Genomic DNA, 17,872 nt, shown 5'->3' with positions numbered 1-17,872 from the left:
CGTTCAGGGGCCGAGGGCTGCGGGAAGATAATCTTCCACCACGAGGGAAATCGGCGCGTCATCGGTACCCCGACGAAGAAGTGCCCGGTTTTCCAGAATGATGCCTGAGGCTTCCCCCGGGAAACGTGTTTCAAGTCTCTCGCGCCGGAATGCCGTCTGCTGCACAACGCGTCCGAACGGTGTGTCGGTCTGTTCCAGCAGTGTGTTCATAGCTGGGGAAAGCCGTTCCGGCACATACCAGTTCCAGGCATCCGAGAGTACGGTCTCACCACAGAGCAGCCGGACATGTCGCGTGTTGACCTGATGGGTTTCCGCAACCTGTAGCAGTGTCAGGATGTCTTCCGTCACGGGACGGTCCACGCTCAGGCGCAGCACACGGATCGCCGACGGGCAGCGGGACTGAAGTACCGCTGTTGCGCTGGGATGGCTGTCGAGCCGAGCCCTGAATGCGCGAACGGCTGCGCTATCCGGGGCGAAGATGCCTTCCGGATCAGAGCAGCCGTTCATCAGTGCCGCCAGAAGAGCAGCACAGAGGAGCTTTGCAACAACTTTAGTTGTCGTCGCGGTCGTCCTTGTCATTCGGGACTTCGATGTCGTTGCTGAGATCGTCGTCGTCATCGTCCAGATCGTCGTCCGGGGCGATCACATCGTCCTCGTCTTCGTCATCGGCGACTTCCAGATCCACGTCGTCCTCATGCTCATTGGCCTGGGGCTTCGGATCTTTTTCTTCTGGCAGCGGAATTTCGCTACGCTTGAGACGGGAATCGTCCGGCTGGGTCGTGCCGCATTTCGGGCACACCGCGGGGACGCGGTTCAGGTCATAGAAGCGGGCGTTGCATTCAACGCATGTCCGTTTCAGACCGAGTTCGGGTTTTGCCATTGTGCGGGAACCTGCTGATGCCTCGAATAAGGAACGCGGCCATGCCAGCTTGTGCGCGTCCTGTCAAATCCCATCGCATGATTCCTGACAGTTTTCAGGCGCATGACTACACCCTCACGAGGTGATTGACAGGCATGGTGCACCCCAGCGAGAACATCATCATGCAAGTCTCGCGCCCCCTGACCGTCTCCGCGTCCCCAAAGGGACTTTCCGGCCGCACCCGTGTTCCGGGTGACAAATCCATCAGCCACCGTTCGCTGATGCTCGCCGCCCTCGCATCTGGCCGCACCCGTGTGACCGGTCTGCTCGAAGGTGAGGACGTGCTGCGGACCGCCGATGCCATGCGTGCGCTCGGCGCGACCATCACGCGCGAGGGAACGGAGTGGACCATTGAGGGTCGCGGCGTGGGCGCTCTGACCGAGCCTGCGGATGTTCTGGACATGGGCAATTCCGGCACGGCGGCCCGCTTGCTGTCGGGGATTCTGTCCTCCCATGCGTTCAATAGCGTCATGACGGGCGACGCCTCGCTGCGCTCCCGCCCCATGCGCCGCGTGACTGCGCCTCTGGCGGCCAATGGCGCTGAGTTTCTGACCCGTGAGGGTGGTCGTCTGCCGATGGCTGTTCGTGGTACCGGAGAGGCGAAACCGATTGAATACCGCCTTCCGGTCGCGTCCGCGCAGGTCAAGTCTGCCATTCTTCTGGCGGGGCTGAATGCGCATGGCACCACGGTCGTGGAAGAGCCTGTTGCTACGCGCGATCATACGGAAAACATGCTTCGGCATTTCGGGGTTGAAGTGGATGTCTCGCGTCTTGAGGCGGGTGGGCGTCGAATCGCCCTGACAGGGCCGGCCGTTATGACCGCACGGGATGTGACTGTTCCGGGAGATCCGTCTTCGGCAGCTTTTCCGATTGTCGCGGCTCTGCTGGTGCCGGGTTCGGATATCTGGATCGAAGGCGTGGGTCTCAACCCGCTGCGGACAGGGCTGTTCACGACGCTGATCGAGATGGGGGCGTCCCTCTCCATCGAGAACGAGCGTGTGGAGGGTGGAGAGCCGGTTGGCGATCTGCATATCCGTCACAGCCAGCTTAAAGGTGTGGACGTTCCGCCCGAGCGTGCGCCATCCATGATCGACGAATACCCGGTTCTTGCCGTGGCCTGCGCTTTCGCGGAAGGGGCATCCCGTTTGCGGGGGCTGGAAGAGTTGCGCGTAAAGGAAAGCGACCGTCTGGCTTCCACCGTCGCCCTGCTGAACGTGAACGGTGCCGAGACCGAAGTGATCGGCGACGATCTCATTGTGAAAGGCCATCACGGTCCTCTCGGCGGTGGTATGGTCCAGACCCATATGGACCATCGCTTGGCCATGAGCGCCGTTGTGCTTGGTCTTGCCGCACAGAAGCCTGTGAACGTGGACGATACGGCGTTCATCGAAACCAGCTTCCCGGGTTTCGTGGACCTGATGAACGCTCTTGGCGCAGGGCTGACGGCGTGACGGCTCGTCCGCTGGTCATCGCTGTTGACGGTCCTGCGGCAGCGGGCAAAGGCACGCTCGCCAAGGCTCTGGCCGCAAAACTGGGTCTGCCATATCTGGACACTGGTCTGCTGTATCGTGCCGTCGCACGCCGGATGGTGAATGCCGGGCTGGACCCGGCTGGGGACGCATCGGTTGAAGCGCAGGCTCTGCAACAGCAGGATCTGGCCCGGAGTGATCTGCGTGTTCCTGAGATCGATCGTGGGGCGTCTCTCGTGGCGGCGCAGCCTGCCGTTCGCGCTGCCTTGCTGGATCGCCAGCGCGTTTTCGCGTCCGAAACCGGAGCGGTCGTGGACGGACGCGATATCGGAACTGTCGTTTTCCCGGATGCGGACGTGAAATTCTTCATCACGGCGTCTCCGCGCACCCGCGCGCTGCGTCGGCACCGACAGGTCGCGGGTGAGACTCCGTTGGAAGGCTCCGCACTCGACGCGGCCGTGTCCAAGATTGTGGCGCGGGACGCGCGCGATTCATCGCGGGAGACGGCTCCGCTGCTTCAGGCTACGGATGCTGTCCTGATCGAGACGGACGGGCTTTCTGCTGCCGAGGTTCTTGATAAGGCTTGCGAAATCGTGGCCCTGCATCACACGCGCCGCTGAACTGACGCGACGGCAGCCGGGAAACGGCTTTTTTTATTGACACCGCGCCCTCGCAGGGTGTTGGTGCACCGTATCGCTCACCCCGAAGGGGAGGGGGGTGGTCTGTCCCGCGTCTGGCGGGCAGGTCCAACAGCCAATTAACCCGATCTGACCGTTCATCGGCGGCGGGGAGACGTCCGGTCCGTTGCTGGATCTGGCGCAGACGTGGACATCCGCTCCGCTAATGGAACGGGCGTCCGGGAATATCGTATCTACATGGCTTCAGCCACTCAGACCCACACGACAGAGCGCGCTCAAGAAGATTTCGCAGCTCTCCTCGACGAGACCCTGGGCCGCGACACGGGCTTTGACGGCTCCGTCGTCACCGGTCGCGTTGTCCGCCTGACCGACGAATTCGCCATCGTTGATGTCGGCCTCAAGAGCGAAGGCCGCGTTTCCCTTAAGGAATTCGGTCCGACCGGCGTAGCTCCGGACGTGAAGCCGGGCGACGTTGTCGAACTTTATGTCGAGCGTTACGAAGACCGTGACGGCTCCATCGTCCTGTCGCGCGAGAAGGCTCGTCGCGAAGAGGCATGGACCGCTCTGGAGCGTGCATTCGGCAACAACCAGCGCGTCAACGGCACGATCTACGGTCGCGTCAAGGGCGGCTTCACGGTTGACCTCGGTGGCGCCATGGCGTTCCTTCCGGGCAGCCAGGTCGACATCCGCCCGGTTCGTGACGTCGGACCCCTGATGGGCCAGCCGCAGCCGTTCCAGATCCTGAAGATGGACCGCGCCCGTGGCAACATCGTTGTCTCGCGTCGTGCCGTTCTCGAAGAGACCCGTGCGGAACAGCGCTCCGAGCTGATCCAGGGCCTGAAGGAAGGCATGATTCTCGACGGCGTCGTCAAGAACATCACCGATTACGGTGCGTTCGTTGACCTCGGCGGCGTTGACGGCCTCCTGCATGTCACGGACATCGCCTGGAAGCGCATCAACCACCCGTCCGAAGCTCTGCAGATCGGTCAGCCGGTTCGCGTGCAGGTCATCCGCTTCAACTCCGATACGCAGCGTATCTCCCTGGGCATGAAGCAGCTTGAAGCTGACCCCTGGGAAAACGTCGCCATCAAGTATCCGGCTGGAGCACGCTTCACGGGTCGCGTTACGAACATCACCGACTACGGTGCATTCGTGGAGCTGGAGCCGGGCGTCGAAGGTCTGGTGCACGTCTCCGAAATGTCCTGGACGAAGAAGAACGTCCATCCGGGCAAGATCGTCGCCACTTCGCAGGAAGTCGACGTCATGGTTCTGGATGTGGACAGCTCCAAGCGTCGCATCTCCCTCGGTCTCAAGCAGGTTCAGCGCAACCCGTGGGAGCAGTTCGAGGAAGAGCACAAGGTCGGTTCGATCATCGAAGGCGAGATCCGCAACATCACCGAATTCGGTCTGTTCGTTGGTCTTTCCGCAGACATCGACGGCATGGTTCACATGTCCGATCTTTCCTGGGACGAAGCCGGCGAAGCCGCTATGGCGCACTACGAGAAGGGCCAGATCGTCAAGGCCAAGGTTCTCGATGTGGATCCCGAGAAAGAGCGTATCTCCCTGGGCATCAAGCAGCTTCAGGAAGATCCGGCAGCTGACACCCTGTCCCGCGTTCAGAAGGGTGCTGTCGTGACCTGCGTCGTGACCGCTGTCCAGAGCAACGGGATCGAAGTGAAGGTCGATGACGTCCTGCAGGGCTTCATCCGTCGCGCTGAACTGGCCCGTGACAAGGCCGAGCAGCGTCCGGAGCGTTTCGCAGTCGGTGAGAAGGTTGACGCCAAGGTCGTCTCCGTTGACCGTGCGTCGCGCAAGCTGGCTCTGACGATCCGCGGCCGTGAGGTCGAGGAAGACAAGGCTGCTATCAACGAGTACGGGTCTTCTGACTCCGGCGCGTCCCTGGGTGATATCCTGGGTGCTGCCATCCGTCGTCGTAACACGGACGCCTGAGCCTCTGCTCTGGCGAACCGGAGAGGGTTTCCTCTTTCGGTCGGATAAGAAAGGGTCGCTTCGGCGGCCCTTTTTTTATTAAAAATGCATTCTTTTCTGGTGGGCTTTTTCTTGGCCGTGCCATCCGCTACACAAGAAGGTGCGTCGAGACAAAAATGTCGTAAACGGAGAGCATGCCCTGCTAAAATCCGGGCGACTGGCCAATATTGAATATGGGGGTGGGCGTTAGCGCCCAGGAGATTGATGGCGGTCATTTACAACACGAATTACACCCACAATCCCAATTCCTATTTGACATTGGCCGTACAGCGGGCGGCAGAGGTGCTCTTCGGCAAAGATCAGGTTGTCGTTGCTGACAATATGAGTTTGGCAGGGATCGCTGCTTCTGGTGAGCATGATGTTCTGATCTGCCTTGATGCCCAACGTATCAATCTTCCGCTCATCCGCCGGGTTCGTCCGGCTTTCAAGACCATGATCCTCTGGACGTTCGAAGACCCTTTTATGCGGGACTTCAATGTCGAGAATGCCGAGCTTTTTGACTTCGTTTTCACGAATGACCCGTCCTGCGCAGACCACTATCATGGCAAGGGTCATTACCTTCCTCTGGCTGCCAGTCCGTCGATCCATGAACGCAGCGTTCTTTCCGCTGACGAACTGGAATACGATATTTTCTTCGCAGGAACGATGTGGCCCAATCGTGTCCACACATTGCGCAAGGTTATTGCAGCGTTCCCCGATGCCCGGCTCAAGCTGGTCTGTCCGACCAACGAGTTTCTGCCGCCTTTGCCGAGCGATCTGGCGTCCCTTGCCATCCAGCGCCCCATCAGTCATGAAGCTTTCATTGATTTTGCGAATGTCAGCGCTGTTACCCTGACCATGTTCCGTGACTATGCAAGTCACGGCGAAGTCAGTCAGGCTACGGCGCCTGGTCCACGTTTCTTTGAGCTCGCCCTCGCCGGTGCGGCACAGGTCGTGGAAGCCCCGGAGAGCATGGACGCGGCGCATTTTGAAACGGTGAACGGCATCTCGCTGGCCAGAGACGCCAATCAGGTTGTGGATGCGATTGCCATATTGCTTCAGCAGGCAGAGGCGCGTCGTGATGCTGCAATGGCTGCCCAGCAGTCAGTTCTATCACAGCATTTGTACGAACATCGTCTTGAGAAGATCCGGAGCATTACCGGCGCTGACTTTGGATGCCGCACCCATGCGATTGCTCCTATGCCGCGGCGCAGGCGCCTTCGTGTGCTGATGTGCACACATTCCACTATTCACGAGCAGGCCTGGGGTGGTGTTGAGGTTTATCAGCAGGGGCTTTGTACGCTTCTGGCGCGTGATGTAGAGTATTTCTATTGGCTGCGTCGTGGAAATTTTTGCCGCCTGACGACGGCCAATGGTCATGAACTGGAGCGTTTTGATGTTCCAGAAGTGCCTTGGCAGGACGCGCTTTGTGATGCGCCGGAAGAAATGGCGTTTTCCAGCGTACTTAGCCAGTACAATATTGATCTCGTCCATTTCCAACATCTGGGTCACCATGCCCTCTCGTTGCCAATCATTGCCAAGGCAAACGGGACGGGCGTGATTTTCTCTGCCCATGATTTCTGGCTGCTGTCCGCACGCTACAATTTGCTCAATCATGAGCTGCGGTATGTGGAAGATGAGGTCCGTTCAGTTCTTGCTGCCGATATCGTGCTCAAGGCGTCGGAGAATGTGGATCATGGTGGAGAACAGACCCGCCGTGCTTTCGTGGCAAAGATGTTGCACTCAGTCGATGCCATCCTGTTCGGGACGGTTCATTCACGGGATCTGACGCACGAGATTTATCCGGTTCTCGATAGCAAGCGTAGTCTGGTGATGGGTATTCCCAGCCCTGACAATACGGTTCCGGTTCTGAGAAAAGCGTATCAGCCTCTTGGTGAGCGCCCACTTGGGGTGGCCATCGTAGGAAATTTCCTGCGGACCAAGGGTGCAGATACGATTTTAAGTCTGATTGAGATTGCTCATCCGGACCACTTCGTTTTCCATATTTTCGGATATCTGAGCCCGGAATATGAAGCTGTTCTGACATCGGTGCCTCGTGCAAATGTTAAGGTTTACGGCCGTTATGAAATGGGGGACATCGAGGCGCTGAAGGTTGCGGATGTTGCTTTGAACCTTTCCATCTGGCCTGAAACATACTGCATTTCCTTGTCCGAAGCCTGGCAGAACGGCCTTATTCCCATTGTGACGGATGTTGGTGCTCTGCACGATCGTGTTGAAGATGGCGTCAACGGCTTCAAAGTTCCCATCAGTCGCCCAAGCATGGTTCTTGAACGTCTGGAGTTACTGCGCTCTTCCGAGCCTCTGCGTCGCCAGATCATGCAGAATATTACCCCTGCGCTTTGGACGCATGCGCGTGACTACGCCGACGAACTGCTGGCGCTTTATCATGACACGGCTCCTCGACGCGAAATGGGCGTATCGGAACTGCGTCTGGATGTCGGGCAGGTTCATTTGCTGCCTCACGCCACCTGGCGGCATCAGGCTCCGCCGCGTCACATTTTCGATCCACCGACTGTCCGTGATCTGTCTGTAGAACTGCCGGTCATGATTTTGGACTGGTTTTCGGTGCAGGGTGCTGAATGCTACATTGACGACATCTGCCATCATGTCTTCTCCAATCTGGAAGAGCAGTCTTTTCAGGGCGCACCCGAGTTTCATATCCGGGGGTGGATGATCCTTCCTAGCGTGAGCTCTGCCGGGCAGATGTTCACGGTTCTCGTGGGTGAAGATCCCGACAGTCCAATGATCTTTCTGGAATGTCAGCGCGAAATCAGAAGCGATATTGCGGAGCTCTTCGTCGATGCACCTCGCCGTTCCGGCTTTTCGGGGAAGGTGGCCCTGCGTGGGAAGTGGTGTGAGGGGCGTTTCCGGGTTGGCCTGATCAATGTCATCAATGGTCAGGGAGCGTTCCAGTTAACGCCGATCCAGATTGAGGTTGAAGGGGGCCAGATTCAGAGCATCGTCCGCAGCGCACCGTCCAACGATCTTATCCTGTCTGATTTCCGTCGCGTCTCTCATAGTGATGGTCTGATGCGGGGAGTAAAGCTGTCCGGTGTCGGCAAACACCAGATGCATCCGTACACAGGAGGCGCTCTGGATTACTTTGTTGACCAGTTCAGTGGACTGATTGGCGATCTCCCGATTGATTCTGATCCGGCAAGCCCTCTTATGGTTGAAGGCTGGGTGTTTTTCCGTAATTTGTCCCGCGCCGGGCAGGTCTATGGCGGATTAGTTTCGGAAAGCCGGGAAGAGATCACATTCTTTGCGACGGAACGTGTGGCTCGTGCCGATGTTGGCAAGATTCACCGTGACGCGCCTCTTTTCGTTGGGTTCAGAGGGGCGTTCATGCCGCGCGAAGGCTATGCGCTCCCGCTTGACGGTGTCTATCGCTTCATTCTTGTGAATGTCGTTGGGGATGTTTACGGATTAAGAATGACGAATATTGCCGTCACTTTTGACAACGGAGCAGTCTTGGCGGTCGAACATGTCGAAGTACATTCGCATGATGTCGAACGGGCTGAACGTCTTCTCGCAGAAAAAATCGTTTCCTGATCTGCGAGCGGGAGGCTTGTTGCCATGGCCGAGAGTATTTCAGTTCCGTTATCAGATCTGCGGGACCCCAGATGGTCCCGCTTTGATACGCAATGGTATTTGTTGCGCTATCCCGAGGTTCGGGACTGGATGCGGGAGGAAGGGCAGGAAGATCCGCATGTATTCTATCAGCAGACCGGTCAGCGTTACGGGCATTCTCCCAATCGGTATTTTGACGAAATATGGTATCGCGATGCGTACAAGGATGTGCGTCAGGGCCTGATTCGGGAAGAATGGGTTTCGGGTTTTGAGCACTATATCGCGACGGGTTACAAAACCCATTCGCCGCACTGGTTATTTGATGAGCCCGGTTATCGCCGTCGTTACCCGGAACTGACACAACGTTTCCTGACTGAAAACGGATTTCGCAACGGTTACGACCATTTCCTTGAAATTGGTGAAAGCCATTATTATCGGGGTCATCATTTCTTCGACGATGAGCTTTGCCGAGATCTTGCGCTGACATTTCCAGATCATTTCGACAGTCGTATCGGCCTGTTCGGGTCCTGGCTTGGTCTGCCTGCTCATGTTGCCGATTCTGGCCGTGTTTCCTGGTATTTTGATCCGGTCTGGTATCTGACGCGATATCCCGAAGTCCGTCAGGATATCGCTGCCGGGCGTTATTCGAGCGCCCTGCATCATTACCTGACGAACGAAACACCACGACTTTTCGATCCCCAGGAATTTTTTTCAGAACAGGTGTACGGGACGGCCCATCCCGACATTGTTCCTTCTCTGGAGCATGGATTTTTTCGCAACGGTTACGATCATTTCGTCCGTTATGGTGCGCAGGAAGGTCGTACTCCACAGACCGATGTGGATCTTGCAGCTCATATGTCGCAGGCGCAGGTCCGCAATGATGTGCGTAATCGCCTGTATGACAGCGCCTTTGCTCATCTTGTGGCAGGGCGGACGGGGCTTGGCGAAGGGCGGATGGCGGCGCTTGCGGCCGTCCCCAAAATTCCAGAGGAGCAGTCCCGCATTCTGTTCGAGCGGGAAGCCGAGGCTATTCTGCCATCGCTGGTGCGGCATCCGCTGGATTTCACAGTTCATGGTGTGCCCGAAGTCAGCGTGCTGATGGTGGTATATGACCGGGTTGCCCTGACGGCGCAGGCACTGGCGTCGTTGCGTGCCAATTATGGCGGGGGCATCCAGCTTATTCTTGTGGACTCCGGGTCTCATGATCAGACGCGCCATATTGGCCGGATGGTGCGTGGTGCCACGATCCTGCGGTATCGGCATAACATCGGATATCTTCAGGGCTGTAATTTTGCGCTGGAAAAAGCGGAAGCGCCGCTCACCCTGTATTTGAACAATGATGTTCGTCTGTATCCTGACGCCATTCTCCATGCTCTGAAGCGTCTGCATGCGGAAACGGATATTGGGGCTGTCGGCGCCAAGTTGATCCGCACGAACATGCTCCTTCAGGAAGCAGGGTCCATCATCTGGCGGGACGGTGCGACTTACGGCTATCTGCGTGAAGACGATCCGAACCTGACGAGTGCCAATTTCGTCCGGGATGTTGATTACTGCTCAGCCGCTTTCCTGATGGTGCGAACAGCGCTGCTGCGTCGTCTTGGGGGATATGATCCGCGTTACATGCCAGCCTATTTCGAGGATGCCGACCTGTGTGTGCGCATTCTCAAAGCCGGGATGCGGATCGTCTATGATCCGAGCGTGGTTATCGAACATCTGGAATTCGGAAGTTCCGGTGCGGCTGGCTCTCACGCTCTGATCCGGGGTAACCTCAAAACCTTCGCGCGTCTGCAACAGGATTTTCTGCGGCACCAGCAGCCAGCCCATATCCGCAATGCCGTGCTTGGCCGCGAACATCGCATCAGCCAGCGCAGGAAAATCCTTTTTATTGAGGACCGTTTGCCCCTGCGTCGTTTGGGATCGGGCTATGTCCGCTCCAATGACATCATCCGCGGTATGACGGCTCTGGGCTATCAGGTTACGGTTTTCCCTGTTCTGGCGCGGGATCAGACATCCATTGATCTGTTCGGAGATTTTCCCGAAACGGTAGAACTGATCGTTGACCGGAATTTCTCCAACTTTGCCGACTTCATTCAGGAGCGGGTCGGATATTACGATCTGGTCTGGATTGGCCGTACGCATAATCTGGAGCGCCTCCTGCCGCTGCTCAATGAGTCGAGCCGCTACCTGCCTGCTGCAGGGCCGATTCTCGATACGGAAGTGATCGCGACGCCCCGGACGTTGGAACGGATACGGGTTCTGGAGCTTCCGGCGCCGGAAATCAGTTTTGACGAGATGCTCCAGCAGGAACTGGACTGCGCCCGGTTCTGCCAGAAGGTCATCACGGTCACGGATCATGATGCTGAACTGGCGCGGCGTGCGGGCTGTGTGAATGTCTCGGTGCTCGGGCATGAGCTGAACCCCCAGCCGACGCCTGCCCCCTTCGAGAGCCGCCACAATATTCTTTTCTTCGGTGCGATCCATGATGAGGGCGCCCCCAACCATGACAGTCTTGTCTGGTTCGTGGATAGTGTTCTGCCCTTGCTGGACAGTGTTCTGCCGCCGGAGGTCCATTTTACGATCGCGGGGTTTGTCGGGCCGGATGTGGACATGACGGTCTTTTCGACGAACAGTCGGGTCGAGATCGTGGGACCTGTCGGGGACCCGAGAGAGTTGTTCGACCGGCACAGGGTTTTTGTCGCGCCGACGCGTTTTGCGGGCGGGATTCCCTTCAAGGTTCACGAAGCGGCGTCGTATGGTTTGCCGCAGGTCGTGACGACACTGCTTCAGGAGCAGGTTGGCTGGGTTGAGGGTGTCGAAATTCTGGCGGCCCCCGCGAACGATCCGCAGGCTTTCGCGGCCGCTGTAGAGCAGCTTTATCGGGACGAAGAACTGTGGGAGACTCTCCGCAACGGCGCCCTCGCGGCGGTTGAGCGGGACTGTTCTCCGGTCGATTTCCGACAGACATTGTCAGAGATTGTTCAGAGCTGCATGGCATGACGGATCGGATACGACCGGTTTTAAAAGTTTGGGGAGAGCGGGAAGGTTATGGACGCAGTGAATGACGCGGTCGTGGATATCGAAAACGCCAGTGTGCTGGACAGCGCAACAGCCGGGATGACCGGCCGGGTGCTTGTCTGTAGCGGGGGGCGGTATGAAAGCCAGGCGAACACCCAGATCCGTGAGTCCATCATGGACGGCTGGGCGGAGTGTTTCGGTGAAGAGAACGTCACGGCCGTTCATATTTCGGCTGCGGCCAGCTCCATCCGGGTTCTGAAGCCGACGATCGTCTTTGCCATCGGCTCCTATCTTCCCGAAAGCACGTACTTCGGTGAGGTCTGCCGTGAGGCGAAGAAGATTGGCGCCGTGACGGTCTTCTGGGCGACGGAAGACCCCTACGAGCAGGATGCGAATTATCGCATTGCCGACGATTTCGATGTAATTTTCTCCTGTGATCGCTGGGGCCATAATTTTTACCAGCGCGAGAGGGTGTTCCATCTGCCGCTGGCAGCCTGCCCCAAGCTGCATTACGGCGAAATCGAAGATCACGCGGAAAAGACAATTGATGTTCTGTTCTGTGGTGTCGCGTTCACCAACCGCAAGGATATCGTCCGCAATCTTCTGCCAGCGCTACGGGATCTGAACATCAAGATCGTTGGGCCGGGCTGGGGCGAACTGGGGATCGGGTTTTCCGATGCGCGGATTGAGAAGTCGCAGCTTGTGGAACTGTACCGTCGTTCCAAGCTGGTCCTGAATCTGGGCCGCTCCCTGAGCTTCGAGAACAAGCGTTTCGTCATTGCGCCTTCCACGCCGGGACCACGGACGTTCGAGGCTGCGCTGGCCGGGGCGTTTCAGGTATTCCACGAGGATACCCATGAAATCCGTCGCTATTATTCAGCGGATGAAATCCCGGTCTTCTCAAACCGTGTCGATTTTGAGCGGCTTGTCGCGACCTATCTCGACAACAATGACCTGCGGGTGAAAATGGCACACAAGGCGCAGGCGCGGACGCAGGCCGAGCATCTGTACCGGCATCGCATTCAGTATGCGCTGCGTGTTCTGAAAGACGAGGGCCTGATCGACTGACCCTCGTTCAGGACGACCCTCATAAAAAAGGCCGCGGAAGCAGTTCCGCGGCCTTTTGTGTGTGAAAGCCGGTTCAGTTCGGCTGTGGCCCCATGACGATCTGGGCGAGATCGGTCGGGCGGACCCATTTGCGGAAAGCAGCCTGCACCTGCTGTGGGGTCATGTCATAGATGGCCTGCGCGGCCTTGGCCTGACTGTCGAGCGGCAGGTCCAGCGCGATCAGGGACAGATAGCTTCCGGCCAGGGCGCTGAAGCTGGCGCGGGACATGGGCTGGCTGCGCAGAAGGGTGGCCTTGGCGAGGTCGAGGCTTTCCTGCGAGACGGGGGTGGTCCGCATGTCTTCGACATCCTTGACGGCAAGCGCCCGGGCCTTGCTGACCTTGTCCGGATCAGCGCCGAACGTAATACCGAAGCCGCTGCGGGTGCGGGAATAATTGAAACCGCTTCCTGCACCGTACACATAGCCCGTCTTGACGCGCAGGTCCTGCATCAGGCGCGAGGAGAACCCGTCTCCGAGGATCGTGTTGCCAACGGCAAGCGCATGACGGTCCGGGTCGGTCACTTTCATGCCGATGGTCTCGACGAGCTTGACCTCGTCCTGCGAGCGGCCCGGGTCTGCGACCACGGCCTGAGAGGCGCGGCTGAGGGGAATTGCGGGCAGATCGACGTTGGGCTTGGGGCCCACGGCCTTCCAGACACCGAACGCCTTTTCGACGTCTGCTTTTGCGGCCTCGGGGGTAATGTCGCCGACGATCACGATGGTGGTCAGGTCTGGGCGGTACGTGTGGGCATAGTAGGCCTGAACGTCGGCCAGTGTGAGCTTGCTGATCGTGGAAGGCGTGGCTTCACGCAGGGTGGGGTCCTGCGGGGGAACGAGTGCCTTGCGGGTGGCGCGGCCAAAGCGATAGCCGGGTGACTGAAGTTCACCGGCCTGCGCCTGCGCGGCCTGTAGCTGGGTGACGCGGAACGCTTTTTCCGGGAAAGCCGGGTTCAGTTCATGATCGGCCAGCAGGGCGAGGCCCTTCTCGAAGTTCGGCGTCAACGTGCTCAGCGAGAAGGACGGACCGGCTTCTTCGTCTGCCGAAAGGTCATCGAGCGCGCGGGCGAGGGCCAGACGGTCATGCGTTTTGCTGCCGTAGAGGAACATCTGCTGCGTGATGTCCGCTACGCCTTCCTGACCGGCAGGCTGTTCGAGGTCCGCGTTCTGGCGAATGTTGCCGATCAGTTCGATCGTATGGCTGACATGTTCGGGTTGGACGAGAAGATGCAGTCCGTTGGGGAGCGTGTATGTCGTGGGTAGCGGAGCGGCAGCAGGGATCGTCAGACGGGCAAGAGCCTGCTGCGCCCAGTCCGGCAGGGTGACTTTGCCCGCAGGGGGGGTATTAAACGATTCTGCACCGCCGAAGCCCTTCTGGCCCACAGGTTTGCCCGAAGCGCTTGGCGTCAGGGTCGCGCTGATGGCATGGGCCGGGTCGAGCAGTTTTTTCGCCAGAGCGTCGACCTGTTCCTTCGTGACGCTGCGGAAAGCAGCAAGCATGTCCTGCGGGTCGTTGAGGTGCTGGATGGCAACGGCCTGCGACCAGCTTTCGGCGAGGCCGGAAATGCTGTTGGCGTTGAACTCAAGCGCTGCGATTTCCTTGCGGCGGGCGGCTTCGATCAGTTCGGCCGGGATGCCGTGGGTGCGGAAATTTTCCATGATGGCCGCAACGGCTGTCCGCAGGCCGTCGGGATTGGCACCCTTGGGGAAGCCGGCATAAACGACGCCCAGTCCGGCCTGCGCATCGGGATCATACATGAAGCCCGTATCGAGTGCCTTGCCTTCAGGCACGAGGGCGAACAGGGCCGCGCGCTGGCTGCTGATGGCGTCGGCGAGCAGCGTTGTCGCCGCATAATCGGGGTCGCGCTGTCCCGGCATCCGCCATGCCATCGTCACGAGACCAATCGGCAGGTCGGTGTCGAGGGAAATGCTCTGGGCCTTGGCCGGGGTCGGGGAGACGGTGCCGCGTTCGGGAAGGGTGTTGGCCGGAATGCTGCCAAAAGCGGCCTCGACCTTTTTCAGCGTCTCCTGCGGGTCCACGTCGCCGGTGATGACCAGAACGGCGTTGTTGGGTGTGTACCATGTGTCATAGAATTTTTTCAGCAGCGGGGCGGTGGTCGCGTCAAAGGACGGGCGCGTGCCGAGAGCGTCGTGTTCGTAGGGTGTGCCTGCGTAAAGGGCGGCGCGGATCTGGGAGAGGTAGCGATAGATCGGACTGGAGAGATCGCGCGAGACTTCCTGTTCGATCGCGCCTTTCTCATGCGCCCATTCGGCTTCGGTAATGTTCAGGCCGCGCATCCGCCCGGCCTCGATTTTCAGCAGAACGTCGAGATCGCTGGCGGGGGCCTTGAAGTAATACTGCGTGACGTCCGAGGTCGTGTCGGCGTTGTCGTTGTTGCCGAGCTGCGCGCTGATGGTGGAGAGCTGGTCGCGCGAGAGTGCCTTCGAGCCGTTGAACATCATGTGCTCAAGCGCATGGGCCGTGCCGGGAAAGCCTTTCGGCGCATTCACGGAACCTGTCTCGTAATTCAGCATGGTCTGCACCACCGGAGCGAGCGTGTCGCGCACCACGATCACCCGCAATCCGTTTGAGAGCGTGGCACGGGTAACCGTAGCCGGAGCTGCACTCGCCGTCTGGGTCGCTTCAGGTGCGGCATGAGCTCCCGCCAGAACCGGAGGGGCGAGCATGGTGGCTGCCAGCAGGGAGAGGCGGGAGAGACGGGAGAGTGCGGACATCGGTTCAGATCTTCCTGAGGAGAAACGTATCTTCACAAAAGAGTAAAGCTGTTGCGCCGGTTTCTGTCCACCATGTGTAACCCGTGTCTGAAGCCCTGTATCTGACGGCAGGATGAAGAAAAAATTATGTGCAGCAGAGCGGAGAGGCGGATAAAGGATGTGTGATGACTTTACCTGAACGCATTGCCCAAGTGGATGACTGGCTGCTCGACCGGCTGTTCCAGCCTCTGGCGGACCGCCTTCCCGATCGCCTGACGCCGCTCCATCTCGGCCTGAGCTGTCAGCTCGGGGCGCTGATGCTGGACGGGCTGTCCCTTGTGCTGCCGATGCTGCTGTTCGGTGCCAGTCTGGGCAATATGATCGACAGTGCGCTGATCTGGTGCGTCAGTCTGGCGTTCTTTCTGGGCATGAGGCGTTGCGCGCCGATGGTGCGGCCCGGAATGCTCAATCCGCTGCGGCCGTTGCTGCGAGCTATGCGACTGCTGTCTCTGGCCTTTCTGGCGTATCAGCTTTTCCGAGGGCTGGGAGCGCCCGATTTCGTCTGGCTGGTGACGCAGCTTACGACGATTTCCCAGCTTCTCTTTACCATTGGTCTTTATCTGGTGGCCTGTCAGCCGCGCCCCCCTTCGCAGCGCGTGTCCAGCCGCAGGGGCCCGATCATTGAAGGTGTTTGGGGCACGGCCGGGGGCCGGCTGAACTCCTGACATCCGGTTTCTTCGCCACGCCCATCAAGGAACACGCGCGTGACATCCCGACTGCGAATTCTGCATTGCCTCTCGACCCGGGAATTTGCGGGAACGGAGCGACATCTTGCGGAACTCTCCGCCATTCAGGCGCGGAGCCATGACGTCACGCTTCTTCTGGAGCGCAGGACGACCGATGCGCGCACGGGCGCGGATATTCAGGGCTTTCTCTGTCCTGAAGTGAAGATCGTGCGGGCAGGGCGCGCGGGATATCTGCCCGCATTGGCTACCGAGCTTCGCAGCGGACGACACGATATCGTCCATACTCATCTCGGGCGGGCTTCTGCCCGGGCGAGCTGGCTGCGTCGGGCAGGGCTTGCGGGATCTGTGCCTGTCGTTGCGACGTTGCACACCTCCTATCGCGGTCGCAGCTACGGCACGCATGATGGGCTGGTCTGCATTGCATCATGGCAGCGCGATATCCTGCCGCAACGGCAGCGTGAAGCCTGTGCGCTGATCCCCAACTGGACGGTTCCGTCACAATCTACGGCAGAATGCCGTGCGGCATTACGCGAACAGATGCGGCTTGAATGGCGTATTCCTGAAGGTGGGGTCGTGATCGGGGCAGCCGGTCGGATGGTTGAGGAAAAGAACTTCCAGCTTTTGATAAAGGCCTGGAAACAGGCCGGTCTCAGGCCCGATACCCGGCTGGTCCTGGTCGGGGATGGCCCGGAGCGGTGTGCACTGCAAAAAGCGGCGCAGGGTCGTACGGATATTATTTTCACCGGCTATCGCACGGACATGCCCGATCTTCTGGCCGCGTTCGATGCGTTTGTTGTTCCGTCACGTCACGAGCCGTTCGGACTGGTGCTGCTGGAAGCGATGGAAGCCGGATTGCCGGTCTGTGCGACGGCGGCGGGTGGTGTGAAGGACATTCTCGCAGATGCACAGGAATGTTTGCTGCCGTCGGGTTGTCTGGAAGCACTGACGGCCGGGTTGCGGCGTCTTGAAGCTGCGGCACCGCGTCAGTGGGATATGTCCCGTTATCGGATCGCCACTGCGGCCAGTAGCGTCGAAGCTTTTTACCGCCGGTACTGCTGAGGGTTTAAAGCTCGTAGTAGCGGCGTGAAACGTAGTCCGAAAGCCCGACATCCGGGAAAACGTGCCAGCTCGTGGTCAGGGCGGGAACGAACTCGCAGAGAAAGACCAGAATCGACAGGAAAAAGAGTAGCATACCGTGTCCGACAATCTGGATGCGGCGCCAGAAATAAAGCGGTGGCAGCAGAATCCACAGGATGGTGCCGGGGCGAAAACCCGCAGCGAGCAGGCTGCGACGGTCCATGACGAGGGCCATGTAGAAAATGCCGATGCTCACGATCATGGAAGCAAAATTACTGGCGAAATCGGGGATGAGTCCGAAGCCCTGAAGGGCGCTGACCGCTACGCTGCCAAAGAACGGACCGATCAGGCTGAGCCAGAGCCAGCGGTTTGAGATCAGGCTGACAGGGAGGGCCGGAGGAACGCCCTCCGGCTGTGGAGGCCAGAAAACGCAGCTTCCTGCCGGATGCCATTCACCCCCAAAATCCTCCGTCCAGCACAGGGTGGAATGCCCGATGATGCCTTCGGTCACGAGGGCTTTCATGCCGTCTGCGGACACCGGTCCCTTCCGGGTGCCATGGTCTTCGTAAAACCAGCTCACAGTTCGTCCTTTTCCCGGCGGCGCATTGTTCGGGGCCTGTTGGGTCCCG

12 protein-coding genes are annotated in these 17,872 nt (G+C 59.1%); 8 read left to right on the top strand and 4 right to left on the bottom strand.

Going from position 1 to position 17,872, the window contains the following annotated elements; all coding sequences use genetic code 11:
• Positions 1-3: 3 nt before the first annotated feature.
• The gene (locus tag ABDK74_RS06355; protein WP_346003158.1) at positions 4-579 is read right to left on the bottom strand and encodes a hypothetical protein; all 576 of its coding nucleotides are present in this window, start codon (positions 577-579) and stop codon (positions 4-6) included.
• Positions 551-880: a TIGR02300 family protein gene (locus ABDK74_RS06350; RefSeq protein WP_194253698.1), complete on the bottom strand. Its 330-nt coding sequence runs from the start codon at positions 878-880 to the stop codon at positions 551-553. Before ABDK74_RS06350 ends, ABDK74_RS06355 begins: the two co-directional genes overlap by 29 nt.
• Before the next feature lie 161 nt (positions 881-1,041).
• Between ABDK74_RS06350 and aroA the strand changes: the two genes are divergently transcribed.
• The 6 genes from aroA to ABDK74_RS06320 all read left to right on the top strand — a co-directional run bounded on the left by aroA (position 1,042) and on the right by ABDK74_RS06320 (position 12,668).
• Positions 1,042-2,370 (top strand): 3-phosphoshikimate 1-carboxyvinyltransferase, encoded by a 1,329-nt coding sequence (aroA, locus tag ABDK74_RS06345; RefSeq protein ID WP_346004178.1) that lies wholly within the window; start codon positions 1,042-1,044, stop codon positions 2,368-2,370.
• Complete coding sequence (gene cmk / locus ABDK74_RS06340) at positions 2,367-3,008, top strand: (d)CMP kinase (protein ID WP_346003157.1); 642 nt, start codon at positions 2,367-2,369, stop codon at positions 3,006-3,008. Before aroA ends, cmk begins: the two co-directional genes overlap by 4 nt.
• Before the next feature lie 255 nt (positions 3,009-3,263).
• A complete protein-coding gene (gene rpsA, locus ABDK74_RS06335) occupies positions 3,264-4,976 on the top strand; it encodes a 30S ribosomal protein S1 (RefSeq protein WP_194254051.1) in 1,713 nt (570 codons plus the stop codon).
• 243 nt (positions 4,977-5,219) lie between these two features.
• Complete coding sequence (locus ABDK74_RS06330) at positions 5,220-8,567, top strand: glycosyltransferase (protein ID WP_346003156.1); 3,348 nt, start codon at positions 5,220-5,222, stop codon at positions 8,565-8,567.
• Between the two features lie 24 nt (positions 8,568-8,591).
• Positions 8,592-11,582, top strand: a complete 2,991-nt coding sequence (locus tag ABDK74_RS06325) for a glycosyltransferase (protein ID WP_346003155.1) — start codon at positions 8,592-8,594, stop codon at positions 11,580-11,582.
• Between the two features lie 117 nt (positions 11,583-11,699).
• Positions 11,700-12,668 carry a glycosyltransferase gene (locus tag ABDK74_RS06320; protein ID WP_346004177.1) on the top strand — a complete coding sequence of 323 codons (969 nt, stop codon included), beginning with the start codon at positions 11,700-11,702 and terminating at the stop codon, positions 12,666-12,668.
• 73 nt (positions 12,669-12,741) lie between these two features.
• Here the strand turns inward: ABDK74_RS06320 and ABDK74_RS06315 are convergent, their stop codons facing one another.
• Complete coding sequence (locus tag ABDK74_RS06315; protein ID WP_346003154.1) at positions 12,742-15,441, bottom strand: pitrilysin family protein; 2,700 nt, start codon at positions 15,439-15,441, stop codon at positions 12,742-12,744.
• Positions 15,442-15,605: 164 nt separating this feature from the next.
• Between ABDK74_RS06315 and ABDK74_RS06310 the strand changes: the two genes are divergently transcribed.
• Positions 15,606-16,145: a hypothetical protein gene (locus tag ABDK74_RS06310; protein ID WP_346003153.1), complete on the top strand. Its 540-nt coding sequence runs from the start codon at positions 15,606-15,608 to the stop codon at positions 16,143-16,145.
• A 39-nt stretch (positions 16,146-16,184) separates the two neighbouring features.
• Positions 16,185-17,225 carry a glycosyltransferase family 4 protein gene (locus ABDK74_RS06305; protein ID WP_346003152.1) on the top strand — a complete coding sequence of 347 codons (1,041 nt, stop codon included), beginning with the start codon at positions 16,185-16,187 and terminating at the stop codon, positions 17,223-17,225.
• Between the two features lie 4 nt (positions 17,226-17,229).
• Here the strand turns inward: ABDK74_RS06305 and ABDK74_RS06300 are convergent, their stop codons facing one another.
• Positions 17,230-17,823, bottom strand: a complete 594-nt coding sequence (locus tag ABDK74_RS06300) for a DUF4339 domain-containing protein (protein WP_346003151.1) — start codon at positions 17,821-17,823, stop codon at positions 17,230-17,232.
• Positions 17,824-17,872: the final 49 nt, after the last annotated feature.

The organism is Gluconobacter sp. OJB (genome assembly GCF_039638275.1).
GTDB classification, from domain to species: domain Bacteria; phylum Pseudomonadota; class Alphaproteobacteria; order Acetobacterales; family Acetobacteraceae; genus Gluconobacter; species Gluconobacter cerevisiae.
Note: the sequence above shows the minus strand (reverse complement) of the source record. Positions and strands in the feature narration are given on the sequence as shown.